The sequence below is a fragment of the Bacteroides ovatus genome (assembly GCF_001314995.1).
GTDB classification, from domain to species: Bacteria; Bacteroidota; Bacteroidia; order Bacteroidales; family Bacteroidaceae; genus Bacteroides; species Bacteroides ovatus.
The window spans coordinates 2,383,856-2,406,516 of sequence record NZ_CP012938.1 but is presented as its reverse complement, the minus strand read 5'-3'; the positions used below and the strand labels follow the sequence as shown (position 1 = coordinate 2,406,516).

Here is a 22,661-nt window from a genome sequence, read left to right as displayed (position 1 = left end):
GAAATTAGTAAGAAGCGAGGGAGGGGACGGGGCAAGATTCGTTCCCGCGTATTTCACCCTGTTTCCCTTTTCTGTATTTTTGTGTCAGATAAATCATTGCTAAGGTGAACGCAAAGGTGCAGACGATTCCTACTGTCCCTGCCATCGTATTGTAGAATTCCAGCCAATTCAAATCCGGGTTGAAACATTCTTTCACTACCAATACCACCACTGTGCCTGTGTAGCCGATGGAATCGACCATCGCTATGAAGAAACCTACATTTCCCTTGATGCGGAAACAGGCGATGAAGCGGTCGAAGAAGATGGTTTGAAAGCTCAAGTAAGAAAAATAGAGGCAGAGGCTCTGGATAAATAACCACACGAGCGGAGAAAGTTGCAGGGTATGGTAGTTGAATGCCACAGTGCTAAGTGTGATTGCTCCCGCAATGACAAGGGTCAATAGAACGGAAAGTACTTTGATGTGGCTTTTCATCACTGCCAGGGTGGCGAAAATGGCTAGGATAATCAGTGTGACTACACCGTCCACTTTGGCGAATACCCACGGGGAAAGTCCGGCGGCATTGACGTCTATGATTTTCACCAGAAAGTCTTCCTTGACATCTTGCAAAACGGTGAGAAAGAGGTTGGCGAAGAAAAGCAGTGTCAATATGGGAGCAAAGCTGCGGAACAGGTTCCAGCGTTGTTGTTTGTTGAGAGTGACACGTTCCACACGCAGTGCTTTGTCTTCGGCAGTCGGTTTGGGCAGGTGATCGAGGATATAGCCCAGTCCTGCCAGCAAGGGCAATGCTACCGCACCGATCAGTGCAGGCATCCAGAATTCACTGACATGCAGGGTGTCGACAACGAAAAGTCCGATGGATTTGGCTGTGCCGCTACTGACTGCGATACTAAGTCCGAAAAGGGAAGCGAGCAGATCCGTCACCCGGCGTCCTTCGAGGAAGCTGAAGATGACTCCCCACATACAGCCAAGCGACAGTCCGTTGAAGAACAACGCCAACACATTGAACGGGCGGGGTAGGCATCCGAAAAGAACCAAAGAGAGTTCGGCCACTAAAATAGAAACAAGAATGAATTTCAGGCGGCCTTCTCTCTTCAGTTCGGAAATAAGTTTGATCCCGATAAACTTGGATACCATATATCCGAATATCTGGATGATGCTGGTGGCTATCTTATAGTCCATACCAAATAGTTCCATGCCGTCGAACGTGGCGGCGGTGAACGGTTTGCGTAGTGCGTAGACTAATGAATAGGATAGCAGTGCCGCTCCTCCCGCATAAAGGATAAAGAGTAAATCGGAAAGTTTCTTTTGGGCCGAAGGCGACAGTTTTTCTTTGAAATTCATAATGCTATTTTTTTTGTTTCCGGTGCAAAAGTAAGGGTGTCGGAGCGAACGAAAAAATGAATTTCAATGAATCATATTGTATATATGAGCCTTTAAGTGTACTGAAATATTAATGTAATATTCATGCAATACAAACATAATACCTTAGTCATTCCTTTGCAACGGAATCAATTAACAAACCGAAAAATCATGGACGAACTTACGGATATTTATAAAAGAATAGAGTACCTGCGCAACAACGGGGTGAAGATGAAAGAAATTGCCGACCGGGTGGATATGGCTCCGAGTGTGTTGTCTGCTTTGTATTCGAGTGTGCTTCCCGCTTATATCGACTTATTGAAAACACGCACACCGGACGAGGCGCTGGATGAAGCTTTGGCACTGGTGAATAATGTTTCCAAGAAACGCTTATTAAATAATGTGGGATCGGTGAGGCTGTTGCTTCAGGAGATGGAGCCGGACGTGCAGAGCGAGGCGGAGAGTGGCAACTCTTTTATCAAGTTGCTGGGGAAAGAGGCGAAGGAGTCTGTGCAGGAGGTGTATAATTATAGCGGTATGTATCTTAGTTACAGTTTGTCGTCTTCTACGGATAGCTTGAAGATCGAGCCGTACATGATTTGTGCTTCCGAGAATAATGAGTATGTGAAGGTGGGGATGATTAATGCGTATAAGTCGGTGCATTGGGGGAGCGGGATTATCAGTAATCATCAGAACTCTTACCTGATGTTCAACGAAAGGGATTTGCCACAGTTTGCGCTGGTGACTATTTACCTGCAACTTCCGCATTATGAGTTTCCGAATATGCTGAAAGGGCTTTATCTCTGTCTGGACTACAATCATAATCCGATTGCGCGTCGTATTGTACTGGTGAAACAGTCGGATAGTACGGATGTTAATCAGTTTCTGGAGATGGAAGGGTGTCTGGTTCCGCGGGCGGAATTGACTCCGGAATTGGAGGTGTACTATAATTATACGTGTCAGGAGGGAGATTATATCAAAACGTGCACGGTGCCTTCACCTAAGTTGGATGAGACGGATTTGGAGAGAGAGAAGAAGATGTTGAAGATTTAAAGACAAACAACAATAAAAAAAGATCCCGGATGAAAATTGGTTTTTAAAACCTTTTTCATCCGGGATGATTCTTTTTATATGTTTTCTCTATCTTTCTATTGTTATATTCGCTAGAAGAAGAATCGCAAAATATCATTGAAGTTAGCCCATATCAACAGACCGAAGAGCAGAATCATACCGGTCATCTGGGCGTATTCCATAAACTTGTCGCTCGGTTTGCGGCGGGCTATCATCTCGTAGAAGAGGAAGAGCACGTGGCCACCGTCTAATGCGGGGATAGGGAGGATGTTCATGAAAGCCAGGATGATGGAAAGGAAGGCTGTCATATACCAGAACTGGTGCCAGTCCCAGGTAGCGGGGAAGATGCTGCCGATCGTTCCGAAGCCGCCCAGTTGTTTGGCTCCTTCTTTTGAGAAGAGGTATTTCATGTTTCCTACATAGCCTTTCAGGGTTTTCACACCGAGGGAGACACCTGCGGGGAAGGATTCAAAGAAGGCATATTCTTTTTTTACCATAGGGAGCAGACGGTCTGTGACGAGACAGGCGGTTACACCCATCAGGTAGGCGGAGTCTACACGCATACTTAGCGTGTCTGTTGCACCGTTACGCACATAAGTCAGCGTGATTAGACGCGGATCTATGCTGTCTTTGAGCAGGGTTGCTTCGTTTTTCTTACGTTCTGCCATCGCTTCTTTGAAGTCGGAGAAAGAGATCGGTGTTCCGTTCAGGGCGATGATGCTGTCACCTGCCTGGATTCCTGCTTGTGCGGCAGGAGAGTTCACCATTACGCTGTCTATAACGTACGGGAAACGGTAGGAGGCGAAGCGGACACTGTCTGCCAAGAGGCGTTGCATCAGGTCTTCCGGGATATAGACGGAGGCTTTTGCCCCGTTACGGATGACGCTTACTTCGCGTGCATCGGCAATCTGGCTCAACATGTCGCCGTCATAACGTTCGAAAGGAACACCGTCGGCAGAAAGGAGGATATCACCGTCCTGGAAACCTACCGCTTTGGCAGTCTCGTTGAATTCCATACCAAGAGGGGCTTCCTGTACCTTTATATATTGGTCGCCCCATGCAAAAAGAATCATGGAGTAGATGAACAGTGCCAACAGGAAGTTGAACAGTACGCCACCCACCATTATCAGCAGACGTTGCCACGCCGGCTTGGAACGGAACTCCCACGGTTGTTCGGGTTGTTTCATCTGTTCGGTATCCATCGACTCATCAATCATGCCGGCTATTTTGACATAACCGCCCAATGGCAACCAGCCTACTGCATACTCTGTGTCACTTTTCTTGGGTTTGAACTTAAAAAGGGTGAACCAAGGGTCAAAAAATAAGCAGAATTTTTCTACACGCACCTTAAACAAACGGGCAAAAAGAAAATGCCCGCCTTCATGAACGATAACGAGCAAGGATAAGCTCATAATCAATTGCAGGGCACGAATCAAAAATGTTTCCATATAGTCTATTTACAGTTTAAAGCCTTCAACTAATTCTCTACCGAAGAGAGGATATAAAGGCTATTTTCAATTTATATTAATACTAATCAATTTCTTTATTTTCTTTGTTCATCAATGGGATGAAGCGGATCATATCAGACTGGCTGCTATTTTCCTTGCTTCCGCATCCGTAGCTACATAATCGTCGTATGTCGGATTGGCGATGAAGGCAACCCGTTCCATTGTTTTCTCTATTACGTCGCTCATGCCGAGGAAGCTGATGCCGTCTTTCAGGAAAGAGGCTACCACTACTTCATTGGCAGCATTGACGATACAGGGCATATTCCCTCCGCGGTACATCGCTTCGTAGGCGAGTGCCAGGTTGCGGAACCGTTTCGTATCGGGTTGCTCAAACGTCAGATTCGTGCATTGGGAGAAATCGAGCCTGTCGAAAGAAGAGCTGATACGGTCGGGGTAGGAGAATGCGTACTGGATGGGCAGGCGCATATCTGGCATCCCAAGTTGTGCCTTGACAGCTCCGTCTTCAAACTGCACCATCGAGTGGATGACTGATTGCGGATGCACCACCACTTCGATCTGGCTGGGCTGAACACCAAACAACCATTTGGCTTCGATCACCTCAAAACCTTTATTCATCATGGAAGCGGAGTCGATTGTGATTTTTGCTCCCATTTCCCAGTTGGGATGTTTCAAGGCTTGCGTCTTTGTGACGGATTTCAGCTGTTCCAAGGTGCAAGTGCGGAACGGACCTCCGGAGGCTGTCAATATCACTTTCTCGATCGGGTTACCCACTTCTCCCGCTAAACACTGAAAAACAGCAGAGTGTTCAGAGTCTACCGGCAGAATCGGAGTGCGATATTGTTGTGCCAACTGATTAATCAGTTCGCCCGCTACTACCAATGTTTCTTTATTGGCCAACGCAATCGCTTTCTTGGCGCGGATGGCGTTGATGGTTGGTTTTAGTCCGGCATAACCGACCATGGCTGTCAACACCATGTCGATGGGGCCTGCTTCTACAATCTGACAGATAGCGTCTGTGCCTGCGTACACTTTGATAGGCAGGTCGCTCAATGCTTCTTTCAGTTCGGAATACTTTTCTTCGTTGGCTATCACTACCACTTCCGGCTGGAACTTCCGTGCCTGGGCAATCAGTAGTTCCACGCGGTTGTTGGCTGTCAGCGCATAGGCTTCGTACAGGTCGGGATGTTCTTCGATGACTTGCAGAGCCTGCGTCCCGATGGAGCCTGTTGAGCCTAGGATAGCTATTTGTTTTTTCTTTTTGTTAGTCTCTATATTCATTTTTCTATTATCACTTAAAATACGATGTATTTTTCGGGATTCACCGGATGACCTTTATACCAAAGTTCGAAATGGAGGTGCGGCCCTGTACTAAGTGTGCCGCTGTTTCCTACCAGAGCGATGGCTTCGCCTCCTTTCACGCGTTCACCTTCCTTTTTCAGGAGGGAGCCGCAGTGTTTATAGATTGAAATTAAATCCTGGTTATGTTGTACGCCAATCAGATAACCTGTCTCGGCGGTGTATGTACTTAGGATGACGGTCCCGTCCATGGTTGCCAATACACTTTCGTTGGGATTGGCGGCGATGTCGGTGCCGTAATGTTTCTTCTCGGCATTGAAGTGGTCGGACACCATACCTCGTGTCGGACGGTATAAAATGAGTCCGGTCACGTCCGGTTGGGAAGTGATGGAGGTCAGGTTATATTTTTCATTCTCTTCATACTGACGGCGGAATTCTTCTTCCCGTTTGGTACGTTCCATCAGTGTGTCTTCGCGGGCAGTGGTCAGTGAATCGAGTGTCTGCACGCTGTCGATGGATACTTTTCCACTGAAGATATCCTGAATGTTCATGATGTAAAGATTCTGCTTGTTGAGCACTTGTTGTAAAGAGTCTACACGCAGGGCATTGTCCACGATTTGTGTACGGACTTCACTGTTCATGTATCCGGGGAGGTAGTTGCGCAGCGGGGTGAAGGTGATGATGCAGGAAGCGATCAGGAAAAGTACCGCCAGCACGCAAAGTAATACGGAAAGTCCATTGAGCTTGGATACGCGAAGTCCGACAATTTCTTCAAGTGTATTTTCATTAACGATCGTTAGTTTATACTTGAACTTGAAATTTTTCCAGAAAGCTTTACTTCGTCTTCTCTTTGGCATCTCGGGTATTTACTGTTTTTACGATTTACTATTTACTATTTTCAGTGGATGAGCGGCTCATCGTTTGATTCGTTCTCACCGGTCATCTTCCAATTCCTCCAGATTGAGCAACCCTTCGGGAAGTTCCACCGTGATGAGTTTCTGTTTCTGGTCTATTCCTACGATAAATTCCTCCTGGGCGGGAACGAGCAGTTCCTCTTCTTCCGCTCCTTCAACCACGAAAAGGGTGTTTACCGTAGTGGTATCTACATCTATGACTTCTCCCAGAAGTCCGTGATGGATGTCTTCCATTTGGAAACCGATGAAGAAGTTCCAGGACAGTTCGCCGTCTTCCGCTTCTTCGGCGTGTTTCACGGGGAAGTAGACTTCAATGTTGGTGAACATTCGGGCACGTTCGGCACTGTCGACTCCTTCCAGTTTCACCAAGGCGGTGGAGTCTGAACGGAAGCGGTATTCTTCGATGAAGAAAGGCACGAAAATGCCATCGAGCAGGCATATCAGGTAATCACAGTCCACACGGTCGAAAATATCGTCCGTGAAGGTAAATTGCAATTCGCCGTGGATGCCGTGCGGTTTATTGAATAATCCTATCTTGTATACTTCTTCTTTCTTTATCATATCCGGGTGATTCTGGCTCCGATAGCGTTCAGACGTCCTTCGATGTTCTGATAACCACGGTCTATCTGTTCGATGTTACTAATGGTACTGGTGCCTTCGGCGCTCATGGCGGCAATCAGAAGGGCGATACCGGCACGTATATCCGGTGAAGTCAGGCGGGCGCCGCGCAGCTTGAAGCCGTGGTTGTGTCCGATGACTACGGCGCGGTGAGGGTCGCAGAGAATGATCTGTGCACCCATGTCGATCAGCTTGTCCACAAAGAACAGGCGGCTTTCGAACATTTTCTGATGGATCAGTACGCTGCCTTTGGCTTGTGTGGCTACAACGAGCATCACACTTAGCAAGTCGGGAGTCAGTCCCGGCCAAGTGGCGTCGGCTATCGTCATGATGGAGCCGTCGATAAATGATTCTATCTGGTATGTTTCCTGTGCGGGAACGTAAATATCGTCTCCTCTTTGTTCGAGCTTGATGCCCAGACGGCGGAAGCTCTCGGGGATGATTCCAAGATTTTCGTAAGAAACATTCTTGATGGTAATTTCGCTTTTCGTCATTGCCGCCATGCCGATGAAGCTGCCCACTTCAATCATGTCGGGCAGTACGGTGTGTTGCGTGCCGTGCAGTTCTTCCACGCCTTCGATGGTGAGCAGGTTGGATGCGATACCGCTGATTTTGGCTCCCATCCGGTTGAGTAACCGGCAGAGTTGTTGCACGTAGGGTTCGCAGGCGGCATTGTAAATGGTGGTCGTACCTTTGGCAAGTACGGCTGCCATGACGATGTTGGCTGTTCCGGTGACAGATGCTTCGTCCAGTAGCATATAGCTTCCCTGAAGTCTGTCGGCCGTTATTTCGTAGATACCCCGCTCTTCGTCGTAGCGGAAGTCGGCCCCTAAATTCTGAATACCTACAAAGTGAGTGTCCAGACGGCGGCGACCGATTTTATCTCCTCCCGGCTTGGAAATCAATGCCTTGCCGAAACGTGCCACCATGGGACCTATAAGCATCACAGAGCCTCGCAGACTGGAACATTTCTTTAGGAATTCATCGCTTTCCAAATAAGCCAGGTCTACATTTTCTGCTTTAAAACTATAAGAATCAATGCCTTTCTTCGCAACCGTCACTCCCATCTCCCGCAAGAGCTGAATCAGGTTGTTGACATCAAGAATGTCAGGTATATTGTTCACCGTCACTTCCTCTGCGGTCAGCAACGTGGCACAGATTATCTGCAAAACTTCGTTTTTAGCTCCTTGCGGGTGGATTTCTCCGCTAAGCCGATGTCCTCCTTCGATTACAAATGAAGCCATTAATTTTTTTAGTATTAAGTATAAAGTGTTTAGTATCTTCTTTTATTGTTTTGACGATTGTTGGTATAGTTCGTCTTCGGACGGTAGTTCTGATTCAGGCGTTCTGCCATCAGCCGGACGATATCGTCGGTCATTTGGAGTTCCCCGTTAGACAGTTCGTACAGGTCTTCGGCAATCTTTTTGTCGTCCACTGTATCTTTGTTCCATGCCAGGTAATCCTTTTTCATGTGGTTGCAGATAAGGGCAATCAGGTTTCTCTTTTCGTTTCCTTCAGGGAATTCGATCGCTTTTTTTATCAGTACTTCCAGCGTATGTCCGTAGTGACGGTAACGCATACGGGCAGTGGAGTAGGGGATATGGTCCGGGCGGGTCACCAGATTGTCCTTGCGGATGATTTCATACGGATAGTCAATATCCAGCTCAAAACCGGACATGATAGCCAGGTGGTCCCAAAGCTTGTGCTTGAAATCGGGTACATCACGCAAATGGGGGAACATATTTCCCATAATGTTGATGATGGTGTTGGCACAACGCTGACGTTCTGCACGATCCTGAATGGTCAACGCATAATCTACCATGTTCTGGATGCTACGTCCGTATTCGGGAAGCGGCATTCTTTTCTGTTGAGTATTGTATTGCATTTGTTAAATTAAAATTGAGAATTAAAAATTAAAAAATTAAAGAAGCTTTTTCGGCATGGAGGCAACGAATTCTTTCAGGTAGAAAGGTTCGAAGTAAGCCACGTCTTTATAGTCTTCATCGGCCACTACTTTTTCTGCCAGTGGGAACATCATTTTAGCCAACGGATGGATATTGTCGATAAAATGTGCGTTCGGATGCGTGATCTGTTCGCGGCATTTGTCGGCTCCGTTTCCAAAGAAATAAACCGGTTGTTCGTTCAGGAACTCCAGGTAAGAGTTCTCATCTACGATGTCGGCGGCAACTGTACGTTTCACTTGTAGACGACGGTCATAGACGGCTGCATATACTTCCATGCGGCGGGCGTCGATCATCGGACAAAGCAAAGCGTTTTCGGGCAAGTCGTGATACAACAGCACCGGAACACTCAATACTTCCAGCGTCGGGATACCGATCAAGGGGATATTGCGCCCGTAACAAATTCCTTTCGCCATAGAAACCCCGATTCGGAGTCCGGTGTACGAACCCGGTCCGCAACTCACTGCAACGGCATCCAAAGGGATGGCATGACTGTCTATGAACGACAATGCTTCATCTACAAAAACTCCTAAAGACACGGCGTGTGAAGGGCCTTTCAAGTCTTCTTTCACAAAAATCGTCTGTCCGTCTTGACTGGCCGCTACCGAGCAAACAGAGGTAGAGGTTTCAATATTCAGTATACACGACATAAAAATCAGCTTATTAAATTGTCGCAAATTTACATGATTATTTCCAATTCTTAAAATATTCGTGTACTTTTGCACAAAACTTTAAGGTTATGATACAGTCTATGACAGGATACGGTAAAGCTACGGCCGAACTTCCTGATAAAAAAATAAATGTAGAAATCAAGTCGCTCAACAGCAAGGCAATGGATTTGTCCACTCGCATCGCTCCGGCGTATCGTGAAAAAGAGATTGAAATCCGTAATGAGATTTCTAAAGTTCTGGAACGTGGAAAAGCTGACTTCAGCCTGTGGATAGAGAAGAAGGAGGGTGCGGATGCTGCTCCCATCAATAAGGATGTACTGAAAAGTTATTATAGCCAGTTGGATTCGATAAGCCGCGAACTGGGGATTCCTTGTCCCGCACCGGAAGACTGGCTCCAACTATTACTCCGCATGCCGGACGTGATGACGAAAACGGAAATTCAGGAACTGACGGAAGAGGAATGGAGCATGGTGCATGCTACCATACTTGAAGCCATCAGTCATTTGGTCGATTTCCGCAAACAGGAGGGGGCTGCATTGGAAAAGAAATTCCGTGAGAAGATTGCCAACATCAACAGTTTGCTCGAACAGATTACTCCTTACGAGAAAGAACGTGTAGAGAAAGTGAAGGAACGCATCACTGATGCTCTCGAAAAGACGTTAAGCGTAGACTACGACAAGAATCGTCTGGAACAGGAACTGATTTACTACATCGAAAAACTGGATGTCAACGAGGAAAAACAACGTCTTAGCAACCATCTGAAATATTTCATCAGCACGATGGAAAGTGGTAGCGGACAGGGTAAGAAGCTTGGTTTTATCGCCCAGGAAATGGGTCGGGAGATCAATACGTTAGGCAGCAAGTCCAATCATGCTGAAATGCAGAAGATCGTAGTTCAGATGAAGGATGAACTGGAACAGATTAAGGAACAGGTGCTGAACGTGATGTAAAACAGTATCTATCATTTTTAATTCTTAATTCTTCATTAAACTTATGACCGGTAAGCTAATTATTTTCTCTGCTCCGTCGGGTTCGGGCAAATCTACTATAATCAATTATCTGCTGACGCAGAACTTGAATTTAGCGTTTTCTATTTCTGCTACCAGCCGTCCTCCGCGTGGAACGGAGCAGCATGGGGTTGAATATTTCTTCCTTACGCCGGAAGAATTTCGCCAACGCATTGAGAACAACGAATTTCTGGAGTATGAGGAGGTGTATAAGGACCGTTATTACGGAACGCTGAAAGCGCAGGTAGAAAAGCAATTGGAAGCGGGTCAGAATGTGGTGTTTGACGTAGATGTGGTTGGCGGATGCAATATCAAGAAGTTTTATGGCGATCGTGCGTTGTCGGTGTTTATCCAGCCGCCTTCGGTGGAAGAATTACGCTGCCGGTTGGAAGGACGTGGAACGGATGCGCCGGAAGTGATTGAAAGTCGCATCGCTAAGGCGGAATATGAATTGAGTTTTGCTTCGCAATTCGATTGTGTGATTGTCAATGATAATTTGGAAACTGCTAAAGCGGAAGCTTTGAAAGTTATCAAAGAGTTTTTGGAACAATGAATAAGCAGAAAACCGGAATCTTCAGCGGATCATTCAATCCGATTCACATCGGACATCTTGCTCTAGCCAACTACCTTTGTGAGTATGAAGGATTGGATGAAATCTGGTTTATGGTGAGTCCGCAGAATCCTTTGAAAGCACAGGAGAAGTTATGGAATGATGAATTACGTCTCGAACTGGTAAAGTTGAGCATCAGTGACTATCCTCGTTTTCAGGCTTCAGATTTTGAGTTTCATTTGCCTCGCCCCTCATATAGCGTATATACGTTGGAGAAACTGCGTGAGGCATTTCCCGATCGCGAGTTTTATTTCATTATCGGTTCCGATAATTGGGAACGTTTTGGATATTGGTATCAGTCCGAACGTATCATTAAAGAGAATCAGATTCTTATTTACCCCCGTCCCGGCTTTCCCGTCAAAGAGGAGGAATTGCCGGAAACGGTGCGTCTTGTTCATTCTCCTGTATTTGAAATCAGTTCTACTTTTATTCGAGAAGCATTGGATGCAGGGAAAGATGTTCGATACTTTGTGCATCCAAAGGTCTGGGAGACTATAAAAGAAAGATAATATACGTCTTTGAATATATTAAAATATATATCCGACAGAATATAACGGATAATTTGTCAGCCACTCCTGTTGCCGGTAATCTGACATGGAAAAACGAATGCCATGTAGTCCTGGATTTTTTTCAACAAAAGAACGCAGACTTTTCGACTGTAAGTTTTCTTCTGCTTTCACTTCAACCGGAATAATATAGATTTCTTTTTGCAATAGAAAATCCAACTCTCCTTTGGAAGTATCTGAAGACCAGTAATAAATATTCAAGCCTTTCACCGATTTCAGTTGTTGTAACACATATTGTTCGGTAATTGCTCCTTTATAATCGGTAAATAAAATATTTCCTTCCAATAATGCCTGTGGGGGGAGTCCGCTCATTGCTCCCATTAATCCGGTATCCAGCATAAATAGCTTGAATGCAGAAAAATCTTCGTATGCCGATAAAGGTATTCCACCTTTCTTTACCCGGTTTACTTTATAAATAAGGCCGGCATCTATCAACCATTCCATAGCCAGTTCAAAATCTTTGGCTCTTGCTCCTTCTTTTATAACTCCATAAATGAATTTGCGATTTTCTTTTGCCAACTGTGCCGGAATCGAACGCCATACCATACGAATTCTGGGTACTTCGGCAATAGGAGCATGTTTGGAGAAATCACGATCATAAGAATCCAGTATATTTTGTTGTAACTGGCGGACTTCGGTATAGTCTTTGTGTTCAATAAAGGCATTGACTACTTCAGGCATTCCTCCTACGAAATAATACTGTTTAAGGAAGTCGGTGAGTTTAGAGCGGAAGGTAGAAATCAGGTTCCAATCTTGTTTAGCGAGCAAGCTGGCAAAAGGTTCTTGTCCGATAGCTTCTAAAAACTCGGAAAAAGAAAGTGGATATAAGTCTATAAAATCGACTTTTCCTACTGGGAAAGAATCATTTTGATGCATCGCGATCCCCAATAAAGAACCAGCTGCAATGACATGATACTGTGGTGCTTTCTCTTGGAAATACTTCATAGCTGTCAAACCGCGTGGAGCTTCCTGAAGCTCGTCAAAAAGAATTAAAGTATCCGTATTTACTACTTTTCCGGTAACTAATTGGATAGCCATTAAAATACGTTCGATATCAAAATCTTTTTGGAAAATCTCCTTCATCACTTCATTGTCTTCGAAGTTGATGTAAGCAAACTGTTTGTAAGCAGTAGCCGCAAACTCTTTCATGAGCCATGTCTTTCCTACCTGACGGGCTCCGCGAATAATCAAAGGCTTTCGTGTAGACTTTTCTTTCCAGTCATACAATTCTTGCATTGCATCTCTTCTCATACTTCTTTCTTTTATTATCAGCTACTTATAGATGCAAATGTAAGCATTAAAAGGGATATTAACAAAAAAAGTCGTACCTTAAAAATGTGATCTTTAACAAAAAGTCGTATCCTAAAAGTGTGGTATATCACAGAAAGTCGTACCTTAAAATGTAGGATGCTACTATTCGGGTTGTTTTTTCATACCAAGCTACGATACTTTACTCCGTTAATCGATGAAGAGTAATAACGATGATTTCCGCCGGAGCGCCAACACGGATTGGTAATTTGGAGGTTCCTATTCCGTTTGTTATAATCAAAGGTATTTTTGCAGAATTATATGCCAGTCCGGTGATGAAACGATTGCCATAGTGTGAGTTAAGTGCCGGGGCAACTCCGAATACACGGACTTGTCCGCCGTGGGTGTGTCCTGCCAGGGCAAGGTCGGTGTTAGCTACTGAAACATCTTCGATGTAATCCGGGGTGTGAACCAGTAAGATGACAAAATCTTTGGGAGAGAGTGCCAGAGTAGGCGATACTCCGTTGCGCCCCAGATCAAAAGGATTGCGCACTCCAGCGATAATGATCTGCTGCCCGTCTTTACGAAGCGTATCTACTTCATGTTCTAACGGACGCATGCCGTAATGTTTCATTGTATTCACAATATCGTCGTGGCAACGTTCGTAGTCGTTATTGCCCATTACCCCATAAGTGCCCATCGGTGTTTTTACGCGTGCCAGTGCGGAAAACAAAGGTTCCACATATTCACAACCTTCCTGATAGTCACCACCCATTAGAAGCACATCAGCCTTTTGAGCAATCAGTAGGCGGACAAGGTCGTTCAGGCCTTTTTCTTTCAGCAGACTTTTGTAGTGTAAGTCGGAAATGAAAGCGATACGGAAACCTTCAAAGGCTTCGGGAACATCGCGGTGGGTAAAGTCATATTTTACTACGCGGTCCACTCCGGTATAGACAGAAGATACATCTACGCTGGAAGAAGTGATTTTTGTTCCCCGCAGTACCAGATCCGACGATTCGTGTGTATCGGTAGAAGTCTTTTTCTTTGTATTCTGCTTTTTGTTTTTGGAAACATTCAGCTCTTTGAGTTGCGAGTGGTCGGGGGAGAATAACCCGGCTATAGCATTAGCCGTATCCGGATAAATAGAATCTGAATTTAAAACAGGGCGTGGCAAGGTAGCCACCATATTCTTTTTCGACTTACAGGAAGCCAGCAAAAGCAATGTCAACAGGATAACAGGGTAGATTGTTTTTATTTTCTTCATCTTCTCTTAGTTTGAAGTTTTTCGGGGTGCAAAGATACGAAAAATCATGTATCTTTGTCCGTCAAAACTATTTATAATATATTAAAGTATGGAAGAAGTAAAGCGTAACTCGCTACAAGCATGGATATTAGCTGCACGTCCCAAAACGCTGACAGGGGCCATAACTCCGGTTATGATAGGTACTGCTCTTGCTGCAATGGACGGACGTTTTCACTGGTTGCCTGCACTGATCTGCTGTCTGTTTGCAAGTCTGATGCAAATTGCCGCTAATTTCATCAATGACCTTTTCGACTTCCTCAAAGGGACAGACCGGGAAGACCGGTTAGGCCCCGAACGTGCTTGTGCGCAAGGATGGATTTCTCCGCAAGCGATGAAAACCGGGATTATTATTACGGTTGCTCTTGCCTGCCTTATCGGCTGTACGTTGCTCTTCTTTGCCGGGTGGGAATTGATTATCGTAGGAGTGCTTTGTGTGTTATTTGCCTTTCTTTATACCACCGGTCCTTATCCTCTTTCTTACAACGGTTGGGGCGATGTATTGGTGATTGTCTTTTTCGGTTTTGTACCCGTAGGCGGAACATATTACGTACAGGCGCTAACTTGGACACCGGATGTCACTATCGCCTCTTTAATCTGCGGACTGCTTATCGATACATTGTTGGTAGTCAATAATTATCGTGACCGCGAAGCGGATGCACGCAGTGGAAAAAGGACAGTGATCGTTCGTTTTGGCGAGAAATTCGGTCGCTATTTTTATTTGATGCTGGGGATTACCGCTTCTCTTCTCTGCTTGTGTTTCCTTCGTGAAGGTCATTTCTACGCCGCTTTTCTTCCGCAACTTTATCTGATCCCTCATTTCCTTACCTGGAAACGGATGGTGAAAATATACAGCGGTAAAAAATTAAACAGCATATTAGGCGAGACTTCGCGTAATATGCTGCTTATGGGTATTCTTATTGCAATAGGAATGTTGATAAATTGAGAATCATTTCCCGTACATCTTTTCGTAGTAACCCTGATAATCTCCGCTGGTAACTTCTTCCACCCAAGCTTGGTTGGCTAAATACCATTCGATTGTCTTTACGATACCTACCTCGAATTTAGTTTCGGGATACCATCCTAAGGCATTTGTTATCTTGGTGGGGTCGATAGCATAACGTTGGTCGTGTCCCAGACGGTCCTTAACGAAAGTAATCAGATCTTCGTTGATCCATTCGATCGAAATATCTCCGTTTTCGTCTTTCACTTTCTTTTTGAGAACCTGACGATATTCGGGATTTTCTGCCATCAGACGGTGGATAGTCGAAATTGTCAGTTTCACGATTTCGAGGTTTGTTTTCTCGTTGTGTCCACCAACGTTGTACACTTCTCCGTCTTGACCTTCACGCACAACGAGGTCGATTGCTTTGCAGTGGTCTTCCACATAAAGCCAGTCGCGCACATTGCTACCGTCACCGTAGACGGGGAGATGCTTTCCTTCGAGGATATTCTTGATAATCAACGGAATCAATTTTTCCGGGAAGTGGTACGGACCGTAGTTGTTGGAGCAACGGGTAATCGTTACCGGCATTTTATAAGTGTCGTGGTAAGCCATTACCACCATGTCTGCACTTGTCTTAGAAGCACTGTATGGGCTGTGAGGACAAAGCGGAGTTGCTTCAGTGAAATACCCTTCGGCTCCCAATGAACCATACACCTCATCGGTAGATACCTGATGATAGCGTACACCTTTTCTCCAGGTCGGATATCCTTGTTCGTCTTTCCCCATTACCCATGCACGGCGTGCACAATCCAGTAAGTTCTGTGTTCCGAGAATGTTGGTAATCAGAAACAGTTGCGGATTTTCAATGCTGCGGTCCACATGGCTCTCGGCAGCGAAATTCACCACATAGTCAAAACGATACTCAGCAAAAAGACCGTCTACCACATCGCGGCTACAAATGTCTCCTTTGATAAAGACACAGCGTTCGTTGTCGATGTCTTTGGCAATCGTTCCTAAGTTACCTGCATACGTCAAAGCGTCCAATATCACGACTTTGATGTCGTTATGTTTGGCTAAGATGTACTTGATGTAATTTGCCCCGATAAATCCTGCGGCACCGGTCACTAGATAAGTTTTCATATTTTATTCTTTATGTTGATTTTAGGATTGTTTAGCCAATTCGATAAGGTACTTTCCATACTCGGTTTTTTCGAGCTGTTGACCCAGTAGAAGCAACTGCTCCGTCGGAATCCATCCCTGACGCCAGGCGATTTCTTCAATACAGCTGACGTAAAAACCTTGGCGGTTCTGAATAGTGGCCACGAAGTTGGAAGCTTCCAGCAGACTGTCGCAGTTACCCGTATCGAGCCATGCAAATCCGCGTCCGAAGAGTTCCACTTTCAATGTACCTTCTTCCAGATACAGACGGTTCAAGTCTGTTATCTCATACTCTCCACGTGCTGAAGGACGAAGAGCCGCTGCTTTTTCCGTCACACTGGCATCGTAGAAATAAAGTCCCGGAACGGCATAATTACTTTTCGGCACTTCCGGCTTTTCTTCCAGTGAAATCACTTTTCCCTGTTCGTCAAATTCCACTACACCATAAGCGCGCGGGTCTTTCACGTAGTAACCGAAGATGCAGGCGCCCTTTTCTATATTGGCAGCCCGGCGGAGCATGGCGGAGAAGCCCTGTCCGTAAAACATATTATCCCCAAGAATCAGACAGCCCGGTTCGCCGTTCAGGAAATCGGCTCCCAATACGAAAGCTTGTGCCAGTCCGTTAGGTTGTTCCTGAATTTTATAGGAGAAAGACATACCCAGTTCCTCACCCGTTCCCAACAAGTCGCGGAACATCGGCAAGTCGCGTGGAGTCGAAATAATCAACACTTCGCGTATTCCTGCCAACATAAGTGTTGACAACGGATAATAAATCATCGGCTTGTCATACACAGGCATGATTTGTTTGGAAATCGCTTTAGAGAGCGGATAAAGTCGGGTGGCACTACCACCGGCTAGAATAATTCCTTTCATGTTCGTCTGAGTTATTCATTAACTGCGTGCAAAGGTCGGAAAGAATTCCGACGTGGCAAAATTTTAAAATAATTTTTCAATCTGGCAGGAACATTTATTTTATTTGTCCGCCAATTCGATGACTTCCAAGTCCTGAAAGGCCCCCTGGTTGATAACAAAACGTACCAAAGTCCGTACCTTGTGGAAACCGGACATGCCGGCAGCTCCCGGATTAATATGCAACATATCCAGTGTTTTATCATATTTCACCTTTAATATATGAGAATGTCCGCTGATAAAAAGTTTGGGCGGACGTGCCATCAGACTGCCGATGATGGAAGGATCGTATTTCCCCGGATAACCGCCGATATGTTTAATCAGCACTTCTGCACCATCCACCGTGAAACGGTTTATTTGCGGATACAGCTTTCTGATTTCCTGTCCGTCAATATTTCCATATACCGCCCGGAATGGACGGAAGGCGGCTAACTTTTCCGCTACTTCCAGCGAACCGATGTCTCCGGCATGCCAGATTTCGTCACACGGTTCAAAATATTCCAGATATTTCTCGTCCCAGTAAGCGTGAGTATCAGATAATAATCCAATTCTTGTCATAAATTTCTTTGTTTAATCCCACAAAGATACTATATTTGGAAAAATCTTAAAGCACATGGAAAGCAAATATAATTATTTCAAGCGAGATATTAGTTGGCTCTCATTCAATTACCGCGTATTGTTGGAGGCTCTGGACGAGCGTCTACCGCTCTACGAACGTATCAACTTCATCTCTATCTACTCTTCCAACCTCGAAGAGTTTTACAAAATCCGTGTAGCCGACCATAAAGCTGTTGCCTCCGGCGCTACGGAAAGTGATGAAGAAACCGTACAATCCGCCCGCGAACTGGTAGAAGAAATAAATAAAGAAGTCACCCGCCAGCTGGATGACCGTGTACGCATTTATGAAGAGAAACTACTACCTGCCCTGCGCAAGAATCACATCATCTTTTATCAGGACAGACATGTAGAACCGTTCCACCAGCAGTTTATTAAAGACTTTTTCCGGGAAGAAATTTTTCCCTACCTGCAGCCTGTGCCTGTATCCAAAGATAAAATAGTCTCCTTCCTGCGGGATAACCGCCTTTACCTGGCCATACGAGTCTATCCGAAGAAAGAAGGAAATGAAGGAACTACCAGTCTAACAGAATCCCGGCAACCTCTTTACTTCGTGATGAAGCAACCCTACGCCAAAGTGCCCCGCTTCATCGAACTTCCATCCCGCGAGAAAAACCATTACCTGATGTTTACCGAAGATATAATCAAGGCAAACCTCAACCTTATTTTCCCCGGCTACGATGTTGATTCCAGCTACTGCATCAAAATCTCCCGTGACGCTGACATATTAATTGACGACACCGCCAGCAGTGCCGACCTTGTCGCTCAACTCAAGAAGAAAGTGAAGAAACGTAAGATCGGTGACGTCTGCCGTTTCGTCTACGACCGTGGTATGCCTCATGACTTTCTGGACTTTCTGGTAGACGCCTTCCATATTCAGCGTGATGAACTTGTCCCCGGCGACAAGCACCTGAATCTTGAAGACCTGCGTCATCTTCCCAACCCGAACAAATCTCTTCACAGCCTCGAAAAGCCGAAGCCAATGAAGCTGACCATCCTCGACGAAAAAGAATCTATCTTCAACTACGTTGCCAAGAAGGACCTGTTATTATATTACCCTTATCACTCTTTCGAGCACTTCATCCACTTCCTGTATGAAGCCGTGCACAACCCGGAAACCCGTGAAATCATGGTAACCCAATACCGCGTAGCTGAAAACTCCGCCGTCATCAACACCCTGATAGCCGCCGCCCAAAACGGCAAGAAAGTCACCGTATTCGTGGAACTGAAAGCCCGTTTCGACGAAGAAAACAACCTTGCCACGGCCGAAATGATGCAAGCCGCCGGCATTAAAATAATATACAGCATACCCGGTCTGAAAGTACACGCCAAAGTAGCCCTTATCCGCCGCCGCGGACTGAACGGTGAAAAAATACCCAGCTACGCCTATATCAGCACCGGTAACTTTAATGAAAAGACCGCCACCCTCTACGCCGACTGTGGCCTTTTCACCTGCCGTCCGAAGATAGTGGCCGACCTCTATAACCTCTTCCGCACCCTGCAAGGCAAAGAAGACCCGAAGTTCACCACCCTTCTTGTCGCCCGTTTCAACCTCATCCCCGAATTGAACCGCCTGATTGATCGGGAAATCGCCCTCGCCGACGAAGGCAAACAAGGCCGTATCATCTTAAAAATGAACGCCCTTCAAGACCCCGCCATGATCGACCGTCTCTACGAAGCCTCCGAACACGGCGTACAAATAGACCTCATCGTCCGTGGAATCTGTTGTCTTATCCCCGGACAGTCATACAGTCGTAACATTCGTGTCACCCGTATTGTAGACAGTTTCCTCGAACACGCCCGTATCTGGTACTTCGGCAACGACGGCAAACCCAAAGTCTTCATGGGCTCCCCCGACTGGATGCGTCGTAACCTCTACCGCCGCATCGAAGCCATCACCCCCATTCTCGCCCCCGACCTGCGTGACAGCCTCATCGAAATGCTTAATATCCAGCTCGCCGACAACCAAAAAGCCTGCTGGGTAGACGACAACCTGCGAAATATATTCAAAAAAAGAGCGCCCGGCACCCCCGCTGTACGAGCCCAATACACCTTCTATGACTGGTTAAACAAAACAAATAACTAAAAAACAACCAACTAATTAACTAACATAAGAATCCCATACCCGTGTCCTGCAACTTACAACGCCCCACACGGCCTTCCCGCAACGTTCCCGCTGCACATCCCCGTTATACGCCCTTACTATATGGCTTCCCTCGCAACAACCACACCGACATCTCATGCAACCTCCCCCACAACGCCCACCCCGCACGCCCCTCCGGCCTACTTTTTTCTCCGTCAAGCGAGCCCCCGTAACGGAGCGTCAAAAAGGGCAGACTGTTTGAGCGTAGCGAGTTTCTGCCCTTTAGCGCAGTGCAGGGAGCGAGTAGGAGAAAAAAGTCAGCCTTGAATTTTTCTTTGCTTCTTTCTTTTGTTTCAAGACAAAAGAAAGACGATTGTAACATAAATGTAACATGTATGACACCTCCCTGCAACGTCAAATCCCGTCCTTTGCAGCCGGAAACAACATACACATATATTTATTATGGAGACTATTTATTTATGCATTATCATCTTCCTCTTTGTACTAGCTGTTTTCGATCTGATAGTCGGAGTCAGTAATGATGCAGTTAACTTTTTGAACTCTGCGGTAGGCGCCAAGGCCGCTTCGTTTAAAACCATTCTTTTCATAGCCGGTATTGGTATATTCATTGGCGCTTCCCTGTCCAACGGTATGATGGACATTGCCCGGCACGGCATCTACCAGCCCGAGCACTTCTACTTTGCCGAAATCATGTGCATTCTGCTGGCCGTCATGTTGACCGACGTAGTACTGCTGGACGTATTCAACTCCATGGGGATGCCTACCTCTACCACCGTTTCACTAGTCTTTGAACTACTCGGAGGTACCTTTGCCCTCTCACTTATCAAAGTACATAATAGCGATACCCTCGGTCTGGGCGACCTCATAAACACCGACAAAGCCCTCTCCGTCATCATGGCGATCTTCGTCTCCGTCGCTATCGCCTTCTTCTTCGGAATGCTTGTACAATGGCTTGCCCGTGTGATATTCACTTTCAACTATACGAAAAAGATGAAATACAGCATTGCCCTCTTCGGAGGTGTAGCCGCTACCGCTATCATCTATTTCATGCTTATCAAAGGACTGAAAGACAGTTCCTTCATGACCTCTGAAAACAAACACTGGATACAAGACAACACACTGATGCTAATCACCGTTTTCTTTGTATTCTTCACCGTACTGATGCAAATCCTTCACTGGATGAAAATCAATGTTTTCAAAGTCGTCGTACTGATGGGAACCTTCGCTCTGGCTCTCGCTTTTGCCGGTAACGACCTTGTCAACTTTATTGGCGTTCCCCTCGCAGGTTTCTCCTCTTTTTTAGATTACACCGCCAACGGAGAAGGAAATCCGAACGGCTTCCTGATGACCTCCTTGCTGGGACCTGCTAAAACACCGTGGTATTTTCTTATCGGAGCCGGAGCCGTCATGGTCTACGCCCTCTGCACCTCTAAAAAAGCACATGCTGTAATTAAAACATCTGTCGACCTTTCCCGCCAAGATGAAGGAGAAGAAGCATTCGGAAGTACTCCGATCGCCCGCACAGTAGTCCGCATCAGCATGACACTTGCCAATGGAATCTCCCGAATAATGCCGGACGGCAGCAAAAAATGGCTTGACTCCCGCTTCCGCAAAGACGAAGCAATCATTGCCGACGGAGCTGCTTTCGACCTTGTCCGCGCTTCTGTCAACCTGGTATTGGCCGGTCTGCTCATCGCCTTGGGAACCTCCCTGAAACTTCCCCTTTCCACCACCTACGTAACCTTCATGGTAGCTATGGGTACTTCTTTGGCCGACCGCGCCTGGGGACGTGATTCAGCCGTTTACCGTATCACCGGCGTATTAAGCGTCATCGGAGGCTGGTTCATCACCGCCGGAGCCGCCTTCACCATCTGTTTCTTCGTAGCTCTCGTACTCCATTATGGAGGTAACATCTCTATCATCGCCCTCATCGGTATAGCTGTATTCATCTTGATCCGTAGCCAGGTGATGTACAAGAAACGCAAAGCGAAAGAACAAGGTAACGAAACGCTGAAGCAACTGATGCAAACCACAGACAGCACAGAAGCCCTGCAACTGATGCGTAAGCACACCCGCGAAGAACTTTCCAAAGTATTGGAATATGCAGAAACAAATTTCGAACTGACTGTCACTTCATTCCTTCATGAAAATCTGCGAGGATTGCGTCGTGCCATGGGGTCCACTAAATTTGAGAAACAGCTCATCAAACAGATGAAACGTTCGGGCACCGTCGCCATGTGTCGTCTCGACAATAACACCGTACTCGAAAAAGGACTTTATTACTATCAAGGCAACGACTTCGCCAGCGAATTGGTCTACAGTATTTCCCGCCTCTGCGAACCTTGCCTCGAACATATCGACAACAACTTCAACCCATTGGACGCCATCCAGAAAGGTGAATTCAGCGATGTTTCCGAAGATATCACCTATCTGATTCAGCAGTGTCGTAAGAAAATGGAAAACAACGAGTACAACGACTTCGAAGAAGAAATCCGTCGTGCCAACGACCTCAACGGACAGCTTTCACTATTGAAACGTAAGGAACTGCAACGCATCCAAAGCCAATCAGGAAGCATCCGGGTAAGCATGGTGTATCTCACGATGGTTCAGGAAGCACAGAACGTAGTCACTTACACTATCAATTTGATGAAAGTAAGCCGTAAGTTCCAGATGGAAACTGAAATGCCGTAAGGACGAAAAGCAAGGATCGTCCACTGAATAACGGACGAATCATACTCCGCACGGAAAGGACTGTCTGATAAACCCTGTTTATATAGGAGGGGTGTATCAAACAGTCCTTTCTTTTTCAGAAATAGGTTTAAAAAAAGTTCTACTCTT

20 protein-coding genes are annotated in these 22,661 nt (G+C 46.0%); 7 read left to right on the top strand and 13 right to left on the bottom strand.

All coding sequences use genetic code 11. The features are described 5' to 3' along the window. Nucleotides 1-4: 4 nt before the first annotated feature. The gene (locus Bovatus_RS09615) at nucleotides 5-1,342 is read right to left on the bottom strand and encodes a DUF5690 family protein (RefSeq protein WP_004296790.1); all 1,338 of its coding nucleotides are present in this window, start codon (nucleotides 1,340-1,342) and stop codon (nucleotides 5-7) included. 189 nt (nucleotides 1,343-1,531) lie between these two features. Between Bovatus_RS09615 and Bovatus_RS09610 the strand changes: the two genes are divergently transcribed. Beyond that, nucleotides 1,532-2,413: a hypothetical protein gene (locus Bovatus_RS09610; protein WP_004321692.1), complete on the top strand. Its 882-nt coding sequence runs from the start codon at nucleotides 1,532-1,534 to the stop codon at nucleotides 2,411-2,413. A 110-nt stretch (nucleotides 2,414-2,523) separates the two neighbouring features. On the opposite strand, the gene rseP is transcribed toward Bovatus_RS09610, so the two are convergent. The 7 genes from rseP to tsaB form a co-directional block, all read right to left on the bottom strand. Continuing rightward, entirely contained in the window at nucleotides 2,524-3,879 is a 1,356-nt protein-coding gene (gene rseP / locus Bovatus_RS09605; RefSeq protein ID WP_004296792.1) for an RIP metalloprotease RseP, read from the bottom strand. A gap of 129 nt (nucleotides 3,880-4,008) precedes the next feature. Then, the gene (locus Bovatus_RS09600) at nucleotides 4,009-5,178 is read right to left on the bottom strand and encodes a 1-deoxy-D-xylulose-5-phosphate reductoisomerase (RefSeq protein WP_004296793.1); all 1,170 of its coding nucleotides are present in this window, start codon (nucleotides 5,176-5,178) and stop codon (nucleotides 4,009-4,011) included. 14 nt (nucleotides 5,179-5,192) lie between these two features. Next, nucleotides 5,193-6,053, bottom strand: coding sequence for a M23 family metallopeptidase (locus Bovatus_RS09595; protein ID WP_004296794.1), 861 nt, complete (start codon nucleotides 6,051-6,053; stop codon nucleotides 5,193-5,195). Nucleotides 6,054-6,128: 75 nt separating this feature from the next. Continuing rightward, complete coding sequence (gene rimM / locus Bovatus_RS09590) at nucleotides 6,129-6,671, bottom strand: ribosome maturation factor RimM (protein ID WP_004296795.1); 543 nt, start codon at nucleotides 6,669-6,671, stop codon at nucleotides 6,129-6,131. Next, nucleotides 6,668-7,972: a UDP-N-acetylglucosamine 1-carboxyvinyltransferase gene (gene murA / locus Bovatus_RS09585; RefSeq protein WP_004296796.1), complete on the bottom strand. Its 1,305-nt coding sequence runs from the start codon at nucleotides 7,970-7,972 to the stop codon at nucleotides 6,668-6,670. The genes rimM and murA overlap by 4 nt, the downstream gene beginning before the upstream one ends. 29 nt (nucleotides 7,973-8,001) lie before the next feature. Further along, nucleotides 8,002-8,613: a DUF4290 domain-containing protein gene (locus Bovatus_RS09580; protein ID WP_004296797.1), complete on the bottom strand. Its 612-nt coding sequence runs from the start codon at nucleotides 8,611-8,613 to the stop codon at nucleotides 8,002-8,004. 36 nt (nucleotides 8,614-8,649) lie between these two features. Then, entirely contained in the window at nucleotides 8,650-9,339 is a 690-nt protein-coding gene (gene tsaB / locus Bovatus_RS09575; protein WP_004321687.1) for a tRNA (adenosine(37)-N6)-threonylcarbamoyltransferase complex dimerization subunit type 1 TsaB, read from the bottom strand. Nucleotides 9,340-9,428: 89 nt separating this feature from the next. Between tsaB and Bovatus_RS09570 the strand changes: the two genes are divergently transcribed. Genes Bovatus_RS09570 through nadD form a run of 3 tightly spaced genes read left to right on the top strand, consistent with a single transcriptional unit; the run spans nucleotide 9,429 to nucleotide 11,486 of the window. Beyond that, nucleotides 9,429-10,310 carry a YicC/YloC family endoribonuclease gene (locus Bovatus_RS09570; protein WP_004296799.1) on the top strand — a complete coding sequence of 294 codons (882 nt, stop codon included), beginning with the start codon at nucleotides 9,429-9,431 and terminating at the stop codon, nucleotides 10,308-10,310. 43 nt (nucleotides 10,311-10,353) lie between these two features. Next, the gene (gmk, locus tag Bovatus_RS09565; RefSeq protein ID WP_004296800.1) at nucleotides 10,354-10,920 is read left to right on the top strand and encodes a guanylate kinase; all 567 of its coding nucleotides are present in this window, start codon (nucleotides 10,354-10,356) and stop codon (nucleotides 10,918-10,920) included. Beyond that, nucleotides 10,917-11,486, top strand: coding sequence for a nicotinate (nicotinamide) nucleotide adenylyltransferase (gene nadD, locus Bovatus_RS09560; protein ID WP_004296801.1), 570 nt, complete (start codon nucleotides 10,917-10,919; stop codon nucleotides 11,484-11,486). Before gmk ends, nadD begins: the two co-directional genes overlap by 4 nt. Nucleotides 11,487-11,504: 18 nt before the next feature. On the opposite strand, the gene Bovatus_RS09555 is transcribed toward nadD, so the two are convergent. Further along, nucleotides 11,505-12,794, bottom strand: coding sequence for an ATP-binding protein (locus Bovatus_RS09555; RefSeq protein ID WP_004296802.1), 1,290 nt, complete (start codon nucleotides 12,792-12,794; stop codon nucleotides 11,505-11,507). Between the two features lie 199 nt (nucleotides 12,795-12,993). Continuing rightward, a complete protein-coding gene (locus Bovatus_RS09550) occupies nucleotides 12,994-14,055 on the bottom strand; it encodes a metallophosphoesterase (RefSeq protein ID WP_004296803.1) in 1,062 nt (353 codons plus the stop codon). 88 nt (nucleotides 14,056-14,143) lie between these two features. Here Bovatus_RS09550 and Bovatus_RS09545 point away from each other — a divergent pair, with 88 nt between their 5' ends. Further along, nucleotides 14,144-15,037, top strand: coding sequence for a 1,4-dihydroxy-2-naphthoate polyprenyltransferase (locus Bovatus_RS09545; RefSeq protein WP_004296804.1), 894 nt, complete (start codon nucleotides 14,144-14,146; stop codon nucleotides 15,035-15,037). Between the two features lie 3 nt (nucleotides 15,038-15,040). On the opposite strand, the gene rfbB is transcribed toward Bovatus_RS09545, so the two are convergent. The 3 genes from rfbB to Bovatus_RS09530 all read right to left on the bottom strand — a co-directional run bounded on the left by rfbB (nucleotide 15,041) and on the right by Bovatus_RS09530 (nucleotide 17,662). Further along, nucleotides 15,041-16,177 (bottom strand): dTDP-glucose 4,6-dehydratase, encoded by a 1,137-nt coding sequence (gene rfbB, locus Bovatus_RS09540; protein ID WP_004296805.1) that lies wholly within the window; start codon nucleotides 16,175-16,177, stop codon nucleotides 15,041-15,043. 21 nt (nucleotides 16,178-16,198) lie between these two features. Then, complete coding sequence (rfbA, locus tag Bovatus_RS09535; RefSeq protein WP_004296806.1) at nucleotides 16,199-17,068, bottom strand: glucose-1-phosphate thymidylyltransferase RfbA; 870 nt, start codon at nucleotides 17,066-17,068, stop codon at nucleotides 16,199-16,201. Nucleotides 17,069-17,167: 99 nt separating this feature from the next. After that, entirely contained in the window at nucleotides 17,168-17,662 is a 495-nt protein-coding gene (locus Bovatus_RS09530) for a metallophosphoesterase family protein (RefSeq protein ID WP_004296807.1), read from the bottom strand. Nucleotides 17,663-17,717: 55 nt separating this feature from the next. Here Bovatus_RS09530 and Bovatus_RS09525 point away from each other — a divergent pair, with 55 nt between their 5' ends. Then, nucleotides 17,718-19,805 (top strand): RNA degradosome polyphosphate kinase, encoded by a 2,088-nt coding sequence (locus Bovatus_RS09525; protein ID WP_004296808.1) that lies wholly within the window; start codon nucleotides 17,718-17,720, stop codon nucleotides 19,803-19,805. Nucleotides 19,806-20,264: 459 nt separating this feature from the next. Continuing rightward, nucleotides 20,265-22,514 carry an inorganic phosphate transporter gene (locus Bovatus_RS09515; protein ID WP_004296811.1) on the top strand — a complete coding sequence of 750 codons (2,250 nt, stop codon included), beginning with the start codon at nucleotides 20,265-20,267 and terminating at the stop codon, nucleotides 22,512-22,514. Nucleotides 22,515-22,661 lie beyond the last annotated feature (147 nt).

Bases quoted from the DNA above. Each gene is read 5' to 3' on its own strand.
- tsaB (WP_004321687.1), bottom strand. From the start codon at position 9,339: ATGTCGTGTATACTGAATATTGAAACCTCTACCTCTGTTTGCTCGGTA.
- Bovatus_RS09525 (WP_004296808.1), top strand. From the start codon at position 17,718: ATGGAAAGCAAATATAATTATTTCAAGCGAGATATTAGTTGGCTCTCA.
- Bovatus_RS09550 (WP_004296803.1), bottom strand. From the start codon at position 14,055: ATGAAGAAAATAAAAACAATCTACCCTGTTATCCTGTTGACATTGCTT.
- Bovatus_RS09615 (WP_004296790.1), bottom strand. From the start codon at position 1,342: ATGAATTTCAAAGAAAAACTGTCGCCTTCGGCCCAAAAGAAACTTTCC.
- Bovatus_RS09530 (WP_004296807.1), bottom strand. From the start codon at position 17,662: ATGACAAGAATTGGATTATTATCTGATACTCACGCTTACTGGGACGAG.
- rfbB (WP_004296805.1), bottom strand. From the start codon at position 16,177: ATGAAAACTTATCTAGTGACCGGTGCCGCAGGATTTATCGGGGCAAAT.
- nadD (WP_004296801.1), top strand. From the start codon at position 10,917: ATGAATAAGCAGAAAACCGGAATCTTCAGCGGATCATTCAATCCGATT.
- Bovatus_RS09600 (WP_004296793.1), bottom strand. From the start codon at position 5,178: ATGAATATAGAGACTAACAAAAAGAAAAAACAAATAGCTATCCTAGGC.
- Bovatus_RS09580 (WP_004296797.1), bottom strand. From the start codon at position 8,613: ATGCAATACAATACTCAACAGAAAAGAATGCCGCTTCCCGAATACGGA.
- rimM (WP_004296795.1), bottom strand. From the start codon at position 6,671: ATGATAAAGAAAGAAGAAGTATACAAGATAGGATTATTCAATAAACCG.
- Bovatus_RS09595 (WP_004296794.1), bottom strand. From the start codon at position 6,053: ATGCCAAAGAGAAGACGAAGTAAAGCTTTCTGGAAAAATTTCAAGTTC.
- murA (WP_004296796.1), bottom strand. From the start codon at position 7,972: ATGGCTTCATTTGTAATCGAAGGAGGACATCGGCTTAGCGGAGAAATC.
- rfbA (WP_004296806.1), bottom strand. From the start codon at position 17,068: ATGAAAGGAATTATTCTAGCCGGTGGTAGTGCCACCCGACTTTATCCG.
- gmk (WP_004296800.1), top strand. From the start codon at position 10,354: ATGACCGGTAAGCTAATTATTTTCTCTGCTCCGTCGGGTTCGGGCAAA.
- Bovatus_RS09610 (WP_004321692.1), top strand. From the start codon at position 1,532: ATGGACGAACTTACGGATATTTATAAAAGAATAGAGTACCTGCGCAAC.
- Bovatus_RS09555 (WP_004296802.1), bottom strand. From the start codon at position 12,794: ATGAGAAGAGATGCAATGCAAGAATTGTATGACTGGAAAGAAAAGTCT.
- Bovatus_RS09515 (WP_004296811.1), top strand. From the start codon at position 20,265: ATGGAGACTATTTATTTATGCATTATCATCTTCCTCTTTGTACTAGCT.
- Bovatus_RS09570 (WP_004296799.1), top strand. From the start codon at position 9,429: ATGATACAGTCTATGACAGGATACGGTAAAGCTACGGCCGAACTTCCT.
- Bovatus_RS09545 (WP_004296804.1), top strand. From the start codon at position 14,144: ATGGAAGAAGTAAAGCGTAACTCGCTACAAGCATGGATATTAGCTGCA.
- rseP (WP_004296792.1), bottom strand. From the start codon at position 3,879: ATGGAAACATTTTTGATTCGTGCCCTGCAATTGATTATGAGCTTATCC.